We start from the raw sequence: 14329 nt of genomic DNA, 5'->3' as shown, positions 1-14329 counted from the left end.
AATCTGTTGCAGACCCCATGACCGCGCTGAAATACCTCCAGGCCTATCCCGCCGCCCTCCAGGAACAAGTGCGCCAGCTGATCGCCAAGGATCAGTTGGGTGCCTACCTGGAGCAACGTTACCCCGAACGCCACGCGGTGCAGAGCGACAAGGCCCTGTACGCCTACGCCCTGGCCTTGAAGCAGGAACACCTGCGCAATGCGCCGGCCATCGACAAGGTACTGTTCGATAACCGCCTGGACCTGACCCACCGCGCCCTTGGCCTGCACACCACCATCTCGCGGGTGCAGGGCGGCAATCTGAAATCGAAGAAAGAGATCCGCATTGCTGCGCTGTTCAAAGAGGCCGCGCCGCAGTTCCTGCGCATGATCGTGGTCCACGAACTGGCGCACTTCAAGGAATCGGACCACAACAAGGCGTTCTACAAACTCTGTGAGTACATGATGCCGGGCTACCATCAGGTGGAATTCGACCTGCGGGTGTACCTCACGTACCGCGACCTGCTGGGCAAACCCTGACCGCACAAGGCAACCGACCATGGATGTGAGCAAGACCAAGAGCAGCTTCTATCGCCGCCTGTACGTGGCCTACCTGATCGACAGCGGCCAGGCCAGCAGCGTCCCGGCCCTGACCGACGCCACCGGCATGCCCCGGCGCACGGCGCAGGACACGATTGCGGCATTGGCCGACCTGGATATTGTGTGTGAGTTCGAGCAGGAAGACGGTGCCCGCAACCATGCCGGGCACTATCGGGTTCGCAGCTGGGGCGCGATTGACCGGCGCTGGATCGAGGCGAACCTCGGCCAGGTCAAGCAGGTGCTGGGTTACCCCTAGTCCTTTCGCATGCCGATGTGTGGAATATCATCCTCAAGGTATTCCTCACCTGCCACCACAAAACCATACCGCCCGTAGTACCCCTGCAAATGCGCCTGGGCTGACAGGAATATTGGCGTCCCGGGCCAGATATCGGCAATCTGCTTGAGCGTCTCTTCCATCATCCGGTGCCCCAGCCCGGTGCCGCGCGCCACCGGCGCTACGATCACGCGGCCGATCACCACGTCGCCGCCCTGGGATTCCGGGTCCAGCAGGCGCAGGTACGCCACCAGTTGGTCGTCCTGCCACGCCATCAGGTGGTGGGTGTCGCCCGATAAATCCTGCCCATCGAGATCCTGGTACACACATTTCTGCTCGACAACAAACACCTCGTTGCGCAAGCGCAGGATCGCGTAAAGCTGCTCCTTGCCCAGGTCATCGTGGTGTTTGCACACCCATTCAACGGTCATGGCGAGTTCTCTTATCAATGTCTGTTGCGGATAGTAAGCGCAGCGGGCAGCGCTGTCTAAATCAGCTATTTTTGTGAGTGAAATCAATTTGCCATCATTGAGTGCGTTCGGCGCCGGTTTCTTTGTGTAATCTGAGCTACTGTTAGAACCTCGGGCCGCGCCTGAGCCAAGGCCACCGCCTGCCTGCCAAGGACTTTGAGCATGCCGCGATTCTCTCGTGCCGTTGCTTTGATTGGAGTGTTGCTGCTGGCCCAGCCGGCATTCGCGCAGCGTCTGCGCCTGGTGGCGGATGCCTGGCCGCCCTTTACCGATGCCACCTTGATCAATGGCGGGCTGGCCACCGATATCGTCAGTACCGCCCTGGCCCGTGCGGGTTATGCCAGTGACTTCGAGCAAGTGCCCTGGGCCCGTGCGCTGATGGGGGTGGGAGACGGGCGCTATGACGTGCTGGTCAACGCCTGGTACGACGATGCCCGTACGAAACTGGGCCAATTCTCAGGTGAATACCTGCTCAACCGTGTGCGTTTCATCAAACGCCGCGACGATCCCATCGAATTCCAGAACCTTGCGCAGTTGCACGACTATCCCATCGCCGTGGTGCGTGGCTATGCCTATTCGGCGGCGTTCGATGGGGATGCGCAGTTGCAGAAAGTCCCTGTGCACAACTTCGCCATGGCCGTGCGCATGCTGGCGGCGCAGCGGGTGCGGTTGACGGTGGAGGATGAGTACGTGGCGCGCTATTACCTGTCGCGTGAATCGGCACGGGTGCGCAATGCGGTGGAGTTTTTACCCACGCCCCTGAGTGAAAACAGCTTGCATATCCTGGTCAGCCTGAAGCACCCGGAGCATGCGCAGATCGTGGCCAGCTTTGATCGGGAGATTGCCAAGATGAAGGCGGATGGCAGCTATGAGCGGTTGATGAAGGCCCATGGCATGTAGTGCCTGTGCGGACCTCATCGGGGGCAAGCCCCCTCCCACCTGTTGACTGTGTTCACAAATCAAAACTGTGGGAGGGGGCTTGCCCCCGATAGCGACCTAAGCCACGCTGGTGTCTTTGATCAGATGCGCCGCCAACGTGCGCAACGGCCCCAGTTGCCGGCAAATCAACGCCAACTGCGTCTGCACCAACCGCTGCCCTTCATCGATCTCATCCGGCATCTGTTCCAGGTCCGCCGCCAGCGCTTCCTCGGCATCGCTCTGGATCGCGATCGGCTGCTTATTGGCCAACCCCGTGGCGATTTCATCGATGCTCGCTGCCAGGGTCTTGCCGGCGCCATCGATCAGATGCTCACGCACTTCGGCCGGCAATTGGGTTTCCCGGTGCGCGCCCAGCCCTGACAAATAACTGAGCAAGGTGTGCGACAACACCAGGAAACGAAAGCCCACGTCCGCTTCCTTACGGAAATGCCCCGGCTCCATCAGCATGTTCGCCAGGGTAGTGGACAGCGCCGCATCGGCGTTGTGCGCGTTGCGCCGGGCCAGGCGGTAGGCCAGGTCGTCGCTCTTGCCGGCGGCGTACTGCTGCATGATCTGGCGCAGGTAGATGCTGTTGCAGGTCAGGGTGTTGGCCAGCACTTTGTTCAAGCGGCGGCCTTGCCAGTCCGGCAGGAACAGGAACACCGCGAGGCCGGCGATCAGGCTGCCGAGCAAGGTATCGAACAGGCGTGGCAGGAACAGTCCGTAGCCATCGCCGACCTGATTGAAGCAGAACAACACCATCAAGGTGATGGCGGCGGTGGCCAGGGTGTATCGGGTGGTGCGGTTGATAAAGAACACCAGGCCGGCGGCGATGGCGAACATCGATTGCACCAGGGGGCTTGGGAACAGGTCGAACAACGCCCAGGCCACGGTCAGGCCGATGGCCGTGCCAATGATCCGCTGGCCGAGCTTGCGCCGCGTGGCGCCATAGTTCGGCTGGCACACAAACAGCGTGGTGAGGATGATCCAGTAGCCCTGGGACGCGTGGATCGCATGCAGCATGCCGTAGCCGACGGTCAGCGCCAGCGACAGGCGCAGCGCATGGCGGAACAGCAGCGACGTCGGCGTCATCTGCGTGCGCAGGCGCGTCCACATTTCCTTGAGGTTGCGCGGGGCGCGGTCCAGCAGGTTGCTGTCGGTGGCGTCCGCCAGGCTGTCGGGGTTGCTGGCGTCGCCGAGCAGGCGGTCCAGGGTCGACAGGTTGGCCGCCAGGGCGCGCAACGAACGCAGCAGGCCGCGCCAGGCCGGGTTGCTCTGGATGCGCAGGTGTTCCAGGGACGCGTTGAGGTCGCCCAAGGCTTCGGCGAAGCTGTCGTCATAGATGAACGGCTGGCGCATCTGGATCGACTCGGCCAGGGTCTGGCAGGCCTTGCCTTGCTGGCGCAACAGGCGCTGGCAGCGGAACAGCACGTCGCTGTGGAAGAAGGCCTCGGCCAGGGCGTTGTACGGGTAATGCGACGAGCTGGCGCGTTCGTGGATGTCCTGGGCCAGGAAATACAGCTTCAGATAACGGCTGACTTTCGAACCGGGTCGACCATTGCCCACACGGTGCAGGATGATTTCCTTCGCCGCATTGAGCGCCGCCACCACCCGGCCGTTCTGCTGGGCCAGTTCCAGGCGCCGTGCTTCCACGTCCAGTTGGCGGATCGGCTCGAACAACGACGACTTGAGCTTGAGGTACCGTCCCAGTTCACGGAACAACCGCGCCAGGCTCTGCTGCACCGGCTGGTTGGAAAACAGCGCCTGCCACAGCACCGACAGCGCGCCATACCAGGCGGCACCGGCCACCAACAGCAGCGGCTCGTGCCAGAAATCGCTGACGGCGCCGCCGCGCTGGTCCACGCCGATCATGGTGTACACCGACAGGATCAGCGTCGCTGAGGCAATCGCGCCATAGCGTTCGCCCAAGGCGCCGAGCATGGTCAGGCAGAAGGTGGCCAGGGCCAGTGAGACCGCGAAGACCAAGGGATAAGGGAACAGCAACTCCACCGACAGCGCGGCAATGCTGAAACACACCAGCGTTACTGCCAGGGCGTTGAGGCGGCCTTGCCAACTGTCATCGGTCTCGGCCAGGGCGCTGGCGATGATCCCCAGGAACAACGGGATCAGCAGTGTCATTTCATCCTGGTACCAGCACAGCGCCATGCTGCCGGTGAGGGCGATGAATACCCGAATGCTGTAGCTGAATTTATCCAGCGCCCACAGGCGCCGCAGGGACTGCTTGAACGAGGTCGATGACATGAAGTCTGGAGTCTTCCGGGACGATGCCGCTAAATTGAGCTATCAGTGACGTCACGGCAAGCGTGGCGATCACATCTAATCGCACTATTTTCAGGATCACCACTAAACCCATGTGGGAGGGGGCTTGCCCCCGATAGCGGCGTGTCAGCAACCGATGTACTGGCTGACCCACTGCCATCGGGGGCAAGCCCCCTCCCACATTTTTACCGCTGTGTGTCAGGCGTACTGCGCGGCCGCATAGCCCGAAGCCCACGCCCACTGGAAGTTGAACCCGCCCAGGTGACCGGTCACATCCAGCACTTCACCGATAAAGTACAGGCCTGGGCTTTTCAGGGATTCCATGGTCTTGGACGAGACTTCCCGCGTGTCCACTCCCCCCAGCGTGACTTCGGCCGTGCGATAACCCTCGGTGCCCGCCGGCACCAGCTGCCAATTGCCGAGTTTTTGCGCGATGTCGGCAATTTCGGCATGGGTGTACTGCTTCATCGGCTTGGACACGAACCATGTCTCGGCCAACAGGTTGGCCATCTTCTTGGTGAAGATCTCGCCCAGCAGGGTTTTCAACTCGCTGTTGGGGCGCTCGACCTGTTGCTGTTGCAGCCAGGTGTGGGCGTCGTGGTCGGGCAACAGGTTGATTTCAACCGTATCGCCGGGTTCCCAATACGACGAAATCTGCAAAATCGCCGGCCCGCTCAGGCCGCGGTGGGTAAACAGGATGTTCTCGCGAAAGCTCTGGCCGTTGCAGCTGACCAGGCAATCCACCGACGTACCCGACAACTCGCCACACAACTCCTTGAGCTGGTCAGTGATGGTGAACGGCACGAGCCCGGCGCGGGTCGGCAGCAGTTCGTGGCCGAACTGTCTGGCCACCTGGTAACCAAAACCGGTCGCGCCCAGGGTCGGGATCGACAGGCCGCCGGTGGCGATCACCAGGGATTCACAGCGCAACTCGCCCAAGGTGGTCTGCAACTGATAGCCGCTGTCCAGCCTGGCAATCTCCTGGATCGAGGTGTCCAGGTGCAGGCTCACGCCGGTCTGGATGCACTCATCGAGCAGCATGCCGAGGATGTCGCTGGATTTGTTATCGCAGAACAGCTGGCCGAGTTTTTTCTCGTGGTAGGGCACGCCGTGCTTGGCCACCAGCCCGATGAAATCCCACTGGGTGTAGCGAGCCAGCGCGGACTTGCAGAAGTGCGCGTTGTGCGAGAGGAAGTTGGCCGGCTCGGTGTACAGGTTGGTGAAGTTGCAGCGGCCACCGCCGGACATCAGGATCTTCTTGCCGGCCTTGTTCGCATGGTCGATCAACATCACCTTGCGCCCACGGCCGGCGGCGGTCAGTGCGCACATCAAGCCTGCGGCGCCGGCGCCAATGATCACAACTTCGGTCGAGCGCAAAACGGTGTCCTCATACAAGTTCTGATTTGGAATACAGTCAAATGTGGGAGGGGACTTGCCCCCGATAGCAGTGTGTCAGTCAGTGCATCGGTAACTGATAGATTGCTATCGGGGGCAAGCCCCCTCCCACATTGGATCTCCATTGAAGGGGAGATCGTGTTACAGGATGCGCACGCGCAACGAACGGCCTTTGATCTTGCCGTCATTCAAACGCTGCAACGCCTGCTTGGCGATCCCGCGCTCCACGGCCACGAAGGCCTGGAAGTCAAAGATCGCGATCTTGCCGACCTGGGCACCCGGGATGCCGGCTTCACCGGTCAGCGCACCGAGGATGTCGCCTGGGCGAACCTTGTCTTTACGGCCTGCGGCGATGCACAGGGTGCTCATCTGCGGCAGTAATGGGCCACCGCTTTGCGGCTTGAGGTTGTCCAGTTGGTCCCAGTTCAGCGGCGACTTCTGCAGTTGCTCGATGGCCTGGGCGCGATGCGCTTCGGACGGGGCGACCAGGCTGATGGCGATGCCGGTCTCACCGGCACGACCGGTACGGCCGACGCGGTGGATGTGGATTTCCGAATCGCGGGCCAGTTCGACGTTGATCACCATGTCCAGTGAGTCGATGTCCAGGCCACGGGCAGCCACGTCGGTGGCTACCAGCACCGAGGTGCTGCGGTTGGCGAACATCGCCAGCACCTGGTCACGGTCGCGCTGTTCCAGGTCGCCATGCAGGCCAACGGCGGAAATGCCCTTGGACGTCAGGTGATCCACGGTTTCCTGCACTTGCTGCTTGGTGAAGCAGAAGGCTACACAGGAGGCAGGGCGGAAATGCGCCAGCACCTTGGTCACGGCGTCCATGCGCTCTTCCGGTGAGATCTCGAAGAAACGCTGTTCGATCTGGTCATCGGAGTGGAACGCTTCGGCTTTAACTTGCTGCGGCGCGCGCATGAACTTGGAGGCCAACTGCTTGATGCTCACGGGGTAGGTGGCCGAGAACAGCAGGGTCTGGCGGCGCGGTGGGGTCTTGCTGATGATGTCTTCGATGGCGTCGTAGAAGCCCATGTCGAGCATGCGGTCAGCTTCATCGAGGATCAGCGTGTTCAGCCCGTCCAGTACCAGCGAACCTTTGCGCAAGTGCTGCTGGATACGGCCCGGCGTGCCGACAATGACGTGGGCGCCGTGCTCCAGGGAGGCGATCTGCGGGCCGAGGGACACGCCACCACACAGGGTCAGTACCTTGATGTTGTCTTCGGCACGGGCCAGGCGGCGGATTTCCTTGGCGACCTGGTCGGCCAGCTCACGGGTCGGGCACATGACCAGGGCCTGGCAGCCGAAGTAGCGTGGGTTGATCGGGTTCAACAGGCCGATGCCGAAGGCGGCGGTCTTGCCGCTGCCGGTCTTGGCCTGGGCAATCAGGTCCAGCCCCTTGAGGATCACCGGCAAGCTTTGCGCCTGGATCTGCGTCATCTCGACATAACCCAGCGAGTCGAGGTTAGCCAGCATGGCGGCGGACAGGGGCAAAGTATTAAAAGCGGTGGCGATGGTAGTCACGGGACTGGCTCTGCAAAACAAAATGTCGCGCAGTGTACCAGTCCCGTGGGAATTTCCCTGCAAGTTCTAGACGAGAAGCCTGTTAATGCTCGATGTCGTGCTCGCGGCTGACTACTCGTTTGCCGTCGGTCGGCGACAATTGCAGGAAGATCGCCGCCGCCAGCATGGCCATGATGCCCACGGTGAGGAAGGTCAGTTGGAACGCGCCGAGTACGCTTTCCACCCCGTCATTGCCGGTTTCGGCGGTAAAGCCGCCGAGCAGCGCACCGGCGCAGGCCACGCCGAGGCTGAGGGATAACTGCGCCACCACCGACAGCAAACTGTTGCCGCTGCTGGCCTGGGCGTCGTCGAGATCGATCAGGGTGACGGTGTTCATCGCGGTAAATTGCAGGGAGTTGATCGCCCCCAGTACCGCCAGCATGCACAACAGCAGCGGGTAGGGCGTGTGCTCGCTGACCAGGCCCATACTCGCCAGCATGATGCCCAGCGCCAGGGTGTTGCCGGTGAGCACGATGCGGTAGCCCAGGCGTTCGATCAGCGTGCGGGCGACTGACTTGGCAAACATCGCTGCCGCCGCCAGGGGCAACATGCTCATCCCCGCTTCAGACGGTGAGTAACCCAGCGCGACCTGCAACAGCAGCGGCACCAGAAACGGCAACGCGCCGCTGCCCAAGCGTGCAAACAGGTTACCGAGGATGCCCACGGCGAAGGTGCGGGTTTTGAACAGCACCGGTGAAAACAGCGGGTTGTCGATATGCCCGGCGCGTAGCCAATACGCCGCCAGGCACGCCAGCCCGCCGAACAGCAGCAACATCACCCGCAGGTGCGGCAGGTGCAGTTCGCCCAGGCCTTCCATGGCGATGGTGATCAACACCATCGCCGCGCCAAACAACAGAAACCCCACGCCATCAAAGCGCGTGCGTTCGCTGCCGCGCAGGTCGGGGATCAGTTTCCATACGGCGTAACAGCCGACCATGCCCACCGGCAGGTTGATCAGGAAGATCCAGTGCCAGGTCAGGTATTGCACCATCCAGCCGCCCATGGTCGGGCCGAGCAGCGGGCCGAGCAGGCCGGGGATGGTAATGAAGCCCATGATGCGCACCAGTTCGGAACGCGGATATGCGCGCAGCACCACCAAGCGCCCGACCGGTAGCATCAGCGCACCGCCCAGGCCCTGGATCACCCGGGCGCCCACCAGCATGGTCAGGCTGCTGGACAAGGCGCACAGCAGCGAACCGATGCTGAACAGCATGATTGCGCCAAAGAAGATTTTCTTGGTGCCGAAGCGGTCGGCAATCCAGCCCGAGGCCGGGATGAGCAAGGCGACGGTGAGCATGTAGGCGATCACCACCCCTTGCATGCGCAGCGGGTTTTCCGCGAGGTCCCGGGCCATGGCCGGCAATGCCGTGTTGAGGATCGTCCCGTCCAGCGACTGCATGAAGAAGGCAATCGCGACCACCCAGGGGAGCCAGCGGGCGGTCTTGGCATCGAGCGGGACGCGATTGGGCATAGAGAACCTTTTTTGTTAGCCGGCTATGTGTTGGCGATTATGCGCCAACCGTCGGGCTTTTTCCCACCAGGAAATCCAGCAGTTCACGGTGCACCGCGGTGGCCGCTTCGTTGGATTCGAGGTCGAGCAAGTGGCCGGTGTGTTCGGCCACGGCAAAGCTGCTGCGCCCCACATACTGCTTGAACAATTGCGCCTCGGCGGCGGGGGTGTATTCGTCGAGCGCGCCGTTGAGGAAGTGCACCGGTGTTTCAATCTGCTTGAGTGCCGGCAGGTAATTGCCGTCGCCCAAGGCCAGCACCTGGTGGATATGAAAACGCGCCTGGCGGTATTCGGTGGTGGCCATGCTCGACAGGTGCCGGTGATTGTTGCGCTTGAGCCGGGGCGAGAGGTATTTGCCCACGGTCTCGTTAAGCAGGTGGCCAACGGCCGACTTATCGTCCGCTTCGATCAACACGCGCACGCGCTCCACATAGTCGAGCATGGCCTGGTTGAGGTTGGGCGCCAGGGCCATCACCACCGAGCTTTCGATGGAGGGGGGGTTATGGGCCAGGGTCAGCAGCGTCGAGATGCCGCCCCAGGAGGCCGACACCAGGTGGTTGACTTGGAAGCGCTCCACCAGGGCACGCAGCATGTGCACCTCGTCGTCCTTGGTGACCAGGTCCAGGTCGGTGTTGTGTTCGCGGGAATAGCCGGAGAACGGCAAGTCGAACAGCAGCACATTGAAATGCTCGGCCAGGCATTTGCTGGTGCGGGCGAAGGAACGCGTGGTGGACAGCGCGCCGTTGACCATCAGGACGGTCTTTTTTTCCGAATCGTTTCCTAGCTGCTCAACATGAACGTTGTAGTGCTTGAACAGCTTTTCTATGACAAAACTTCCATGGTTCATGTCAACGCTCCAGCTTGCCCTTCCCGGGCAAGGTCATGCTCTCGTGGGTGGGGTGGCGGGGTGCCACTAACCCTTATAACGAGGTTTTTTGCAGGCGACAACAGGCTGCCCGTGCAGGTGGGGAAGACAAGAATTAACCGTAGGAAGGGGCGAAACAGAGATGTCTGAACTCAGCACAATTCAATGTGGGAGGGGGCTTGCCCCGGTACAAACCGGGGACATCGTTTACATTTCTAACCGGGGACATGGTTTACAGGTTAATACGCATGATCAGGAGGTAACTGATCATGCCCTGGAACCAAGAGTCCCCCATGAACCAACGAATCAAGCTGGTTGCTGACTGGCTTTCGGGTAACTTCACGAAAAGCCAACTGGCCCGCCGCTTCGGTGTCAGTCGACCTACCGTAGACAAATGGATTGCTCGGCATAACGGCGATTTGAAGTCGTTAGCCGAGGTTTCTCGTCGACCCCACAACAGCCCCAACAAGACCGACGATAAGATCCTCGCTCGCGTAGTGGCCATGAAGGAAGCCCACGATAAATGGGGGCCAAAGAAGCTCATTGAGCTATTGCGAATTGAAGATCCCTCTATCGATTGGCCGTCTCCCAGTACAGCCGGCCAATGGCTTGACCGACTTGGGCTGGTCAGCAAACGGCGGTTCAAGCGTCGGCACGGTACCTCGCATATTGAAATGCGAGAGGCCAATGACCCCAACAAAACCTGGTGCGTGGACTACAAAGGGCAATTCAAGATGCTCAACGCCCAGATGTGCTTCCCGCTGACGGTTACAGACCATGCATCCCGTTTGATTCTGGCTTGCAGGGCTCATCCTAAAATCATGACCCAGCCTGTAAAACAAACCTTTGAGCGGCTTTTTCAGGATTACGGCATGCCGGAAGTCATTCGTTCTGACAACGGAGTCCCTTTCGCCTCTCCTGGCCTGGCGAGGATATCCACACTGGCCGTCTGGTGGATCCGTTTAGGTATCTATCCCGAGCGAACCATGCCGGGAAGACCTGCCCAGAATGGTCGACACGAACGAATGCATCGCAGCCTGAAACTTGAGCTACCGCTAGGGAGCAACTTGGTGGAGCAGCAGCTTTTGCTGGAGCACTTCCGGCATGAGTTCAATTACGTACGCCCTCATGAAGCGCTTGGTATGAAACGTCCGGGAGATGTGTACGTGCCGTCTACTCGGCTTTACCCAGGGTGCTTGCCCGATGTGGAGTATCCGGCAGAAATGCGGGTGCGAAGCGTCAGGCAGGATGGATCGATCAAGTGGAACGGCAAGTTGGTATTTGTCAGCGAGGCCCTATCCGGAGAAAGGATAGGGCTTAAAGAAGCTGAGGATGATGCCTGGGATTTGTACCTGTGTGATTATCCCTTGGGGAGGCTTGGACGAGGTATGACCCGCGTCCAAGCCTCAAATGTGTAAACGATGTCCCCGGTTTCAGATGTAAACGATGTCTACGGTTCTACACCCCGATTGCAGCGTGTCAGCTGATGAATACTTGGCTGATACACCGCTATCGGGAGCAAGCCCCCTCCCACAGGGGAACTGCTGTGTTTAGAGGGTGAGGGTCAGGCGTTTGACCAAGGCGCCCGGCAACAGGTTGGAGGCGGTGTTGCGCTGGCTGTAGGTGCTGGCCGAGAGCAGTAATTCCCGCTCAGCGGTCAGGGCTTCCAACTGCGAACCGAGCAGGTTGTACACGCTGTCATCAAAGCGCATGGTGCTGACCGGGGCCTTGATCTCGCCGTTCTCCACCCAGAACGTGGCGAAGCGTGTCATGCCGGTCAGGCGCGCCGCCGGCAGGTCGGAGTAGTTCAAGTACCACAGGTTGCTGATGTACAGCCCGGTGCCCAATTGCTTGAGGATATCGGCCTGGGCCAGGTTACCGGCGGCCATCTGCAAGGCGCTGGGGGATTCGTCGCTGCTGGCGCCGTTGGTGCTCAGGCCATATTCGGCGGCGCTGCGCGAGTTGATCAACTGGCCTGCGCCTTTGCCCGCGTTGATCAACGTGACGTCGCCGCGCGGGTAGCCTTCGGTGGAGAACGCCTGGCTCAGGGAGCCGCTGATCTGTTCGTCCACGGTCACCAGCGGGCTCAGGGACTGTTCACCGGCATACAGCTTTTGCAGCGAACTGCCTTTGCTGGCGATGGCCTGGGCGGAAAAACCACCCCAGGTGATGAGGCTGATGATTTCTTCCAGCGCTGCCGGGGCGAGGTAGGCGCGGTACTGCCCGGGTGCCAGCTTATGCAACGGGCGGCCGAGGAACGCCAGTTGTTCGCGGGCTTGCTGGAAGCGCGCGGCAAACTCGGCACTGTCCCAGGTGTGCCCGGCATAGCTGGCCTTGACCGCTTCGCCATTGGCGTGGAATAGGCTGAAATCGAAGTTGAAGCTGTTGGCGCGGTGCCAGCCGAACGCGCCGTCCGAGCTGGCAAAGCCGCGACTGATCGGGCCAGCGGCGTAGAACCCGACCAGATCAACACCTTCAGCCGACTGGCTGATGTCTTCCAATACCCGGGCCAGGTCCGGCAGCGGTCGCGTTTGTTCGTTGTTGCTTTGCCAGGCGTTGTGGTTGAGCAGCAGGTAGGGGTCCTTGGGTAGCAACGGCAAGGTGTCGCGCAGTTGTTGCAGGCCGTCGGCCAGGCGTTGGCGGTCCAGCTCCGCTGCGCCGGACAAGGTGATGCCCAGGTCGGCATGGCGGCCATCGTTGATCAGTTTCAGGGTGAGGCTGGCTTGTTGCACCTGGCCGGCCTGGCGCACCTTGGCGTGGTTGAAGCGTACGAATTCGGAGGCTTCATCCGCATAGCCGAGGTGGAATTGTTCGTTGTCGGTGATGGCCTGCTTGAGCCACTCCACCAGTGCCTTGAAGTTGTTCATCAGGCATCTCCCCCAAATACGTCGACATCGCTGAATACGCAGGCCGGCGATGCATGGCCGACGCGAATCACCTGGTTGGGTTCACCTTTGCCGCAGTTCGGCGTGCCCAGCACCTTGAACGTACTGGCATCGCCGACCGCGCTGAGGTTGCGCCAGAAGTTCGCGGAAATGGCCCGGTAGTTGGGGTTTTTTACCACGCCTTTCAACTCGCCATTTTCGATCAGTTGGCCCCATTCGCAGCCGAACTGGAATTTATTGCGCGCATCGTCGATGGACCACGAGCGGTTGGTCGACATCAGGATGCCGTTTTCGATGCCGCCGATCAGTTGCGCGAGGCTCTTGTCGCCTGCTTCGATATTCAAGTTGGCCATGCGATCGATGGGCGCGCGGTTCCAACTGCTGGCCCGGCTGTTGGCCACGCCTTGCATACCGGAACGGAATTGCGACAGCGCTCCACCGAGGGGTTTGAGCAGCAGCCCCTCACGGATCAGGAATTGTTTGCTGGCTTGGGTGCCTTCGTCGTCGTGGCCGTAGCTGGCGAGCTGCTCGGGAATGTCCGGGTCGAAGGTCACGTTCAGCAGCGGGGAGCCGTATTGCAGGTGGCCGAAGTCGCTGGCCTTCACAAAACTGGTGCCGGCGTAATTGCGCTCGTCGCCGAGGATGCGGTCCAGTTCCAGGGGGTGGCCGATGGACTCGTGGATCTGCAGGATCATCTGATCGGGCATCAGCAGCAGGTCACGCGGGCCGCTGGGCGTGTTCGGCGCGGCCAGCAGTTGCAGGGCCTCGTCGGCGATACGCGGCGCGGCGCCGACCAGGCCGAAGCGGCTGATCACGTCGAACCCGCCTTGCTGGCCGAAGTTGCTGCCGCCGAGGGTGCGGGTCTGGCTGTCATTGCCGTCGTAGGCGGTGACGTTGACGCCGGGGAACACAAAGCGCTGGGCCTGGCGCAACTCGGCACCGGCACTGTTCAGGTAGATCTGCTCGACGTGGGTCAGGCCCAGGCTGACTTCCCAGCTCACCAGGCGCTCGTCCTTGGGCACGGAGGCCGATTCGCTGCCGAGCAACTGGTAGCAATCGCTCAGGGATGGGAAGGGCTGTTGAAGGTTGGGCGACAGGTAATCGGCGACGTCACTGGAGACGTGTTGCTCGCGCAGGTCGAGCAGGGCGTGGGGCAAGATCTGCCGGGCTTGCTGTTCGGCACGCTCAAGGGCGGCTTGCAGGCCGGCAAGGGAAATATCGTTGGTCGCGGCGTAGGCTTCCACGCCGTTGAGACGCACGGTGAGCATGGCGCCCTCGTCGTGGCTCAGGTGCGGCGGTTCGGCGACGTTCTTGCGTACGGCCAGGTACTGGCCGGATTCGCGTACGTAGCGCAGCGAGAAGAATTCGGCACGGGTGCGCAGGGCACTGAAATGCTGTTTGAGTGTGGCGTGGTGATCGAACATGGGGCCTTCCTTGTGGGCGGCTCGTCGCGGGCAGGCAGACAGAGTAGCTGATCAAGGAGGGGTTTTGCAGTGACTGGTCGGGCCTCTTCGGGGGCAAGCCCCCTCCCACACTTGATCGGGTTCACACGGTCAAAAATGTGGGAGGGGGCTTGTCGAGTCGTCGC

Annotated in this window: 12 protein-coding genes; 4 read left to right on the top strand and 8 right to left on the bottom strand. The window is 61.3% G+C overall.

The window, feature by feature from the left end; translation table 11 throughout:
• Positions 1–17 precede the first annotated feature (17 nt).
• Complete coding sequence (locus ACZ445_RS28020; RefSeq protein WP_058426613.1) at positions 18–518, top strand: M48 metallopeptidase family protein; 501 nt, start codon at positions 18–20, stop codon at positions 516–518.
• A 19-nt stretch (positions 519–537) separates the two neighbouring features.
• The gene (locus ACZ445_RS28015; protein ID WP_058426614.1) at positions 538–834 is read left to right on the top strand and encodes a winged helix-turn-helix domain-containing protein; all 297 of its coding nucleotides are present in this window, start codon (positions 538–540) and stop codon (positions 832–834) included.
• On the opposite strand, the gene ACZ445_RS28010 is transcribed toward ACZ445_RS28015, so the two are convergent.
• Positions 831–1283: a GNAT family N-acetyltransferase gene (locus ACZ445_RS28010; protein ID WP_058426615.1), complete on the bottom strand. Its 453-nt coding sequence runs from the start codon at positions 1281–1283 to the stop codon at positions 831–833. The genes ACZ445_RS28015 and ACZ445_RS28010 overlap by 4 nt on opposite strands.
• Positions 1284–1484: 201 nt before the next feature.
• On the opposite strand from ACZ445_RS28010, the gene ACZ445_RS28005 reads away from it, so the two are divergent.
• Positions 1485–2222 (top strand): substrate-binding periplasmic protein, encoded by a 738-nt coding sequence (locus ACZ445_RS28005; protein ID WP_058426616.1) that lies wholly within the window; start codon positions 1485–1487, stop codon positions 2220–2222.
• A 96-nt stretch (positions 2223–2318) separates the two neighbouring features.
• On the opposite strand, the gene yccS is transcribed toward ACZ445_RS28005, so the two are convergent.
• From yccS to ACZ445_RS27980, 5 genes are all read right to left on the bottom strand, one after another.
• Positions 2319–4502, bottom strand: a complete 2184-nt coding sequence (gene yccS, locus ACZ445_RS28000; RefSeq protein ID WP_058426617.1) for a YccS family putative transporter — start codon at positions 4500–4502, stop codon at positions 2319–2321.
• A gap of 216 nt (positions 4503–4718) precedes the next feature.
• Entirely contained in the window at positions 4719–5897 is a 1179-nt protein-coding gene (locus ACZ445_RS27995; RefSeq protein ID WP_058426618.1) for a BaiN/RdsA family NAD(P)/FAD-dependent oxidoreductase, read from the bottom strand.
• Between the two features lie 159 nt (positions 5898–6056).
• Positions 6057–7394, bottom strand: coding sequence for an ATP-dependent RNA helicase DbpA (gene dbpA, locus ACZ445_RS27990; protein ID WP_233081520.1), 1338 nt, complete (start codon positions 7392–7394; stop codon positions 6057–6059).
• A gap of 130 nt (positions 7395–7524) precedes the next feature.
• Entirely contained in the window at positions 7525–8952 is a 1428-nt protein-coding gene (gene mdtD, locus ACZ445_RS27985; protein ID WP_058426619.1) for a multidrug transporter subunit MdtD, read from the bottom strand.
• A gap of 37 nt (positions 8953–8989) precedes the next feature.
• Positions 8990–9838 (bottom strand): alpha/beta fold hydrolase, encoded by an 849-nt coding sequence (locus ACZ445_RS27980; protein ID WP_058426620.1) that lies wholly within the window; start codon positions 9836–9838, stop codon positions 8990–8992.
• Between the two features lie 287 nt (positions 9839–10125).
• Between ACZ445_RS27980 and ACZ445_RS27975 the strand changes: the two genes are divergently transcribed.
• A complete protein-coding gene (locus ACZ445_RS27975) occupies positions 10126–11274 on the top strand; it encodes an integrase core domain-containing protein (protein ID WP_464707537.1) in 1149 nt (382 codons plus the stop codon).
• A 132-nt stretch (positions 11275–11406) separates the two neighbouring features.
• On the opposite strand, the gene ACZ445_RS27970 is transcribed toward ACZ445_RS27975, so the two are convergent.
• Positions 11407–12723 (bottom strand): TldD/PmbA family protein, encoded by a 1317-nt coding sequence (locus ACZ445_RS27970; RefSeq protein ID WP_058426621.1) that lies wholly within the window; start codon positions 12721–12723, stop codon positions 11407–11409.
• Positions 12723–14165, bottom strand: a complete 1443-nt coding sequence (locus ACZ445_RS27965) for a TldD/PmbA family protein (RefSeq protein ID WP_179028577.1) — start codon at positions 14163–14165, stop codon at positions 12723–12725. The genes ACZ445_RS27970 and ACZ445_RS27965 overlap by 1 nt, the downstream gene beginning before the upstream one ends.
• Positions 14166–14329 lie beyond the last annotated feature (164 nt).

It is taken from the genome of Pseudomonas allii (assembly GCF_055380095.1).
The sequence above is the reverse complement of the archived record's forward strand: the minus strand, read 5'-3'. Positions and strand labels throughout refer to the sequence as shown.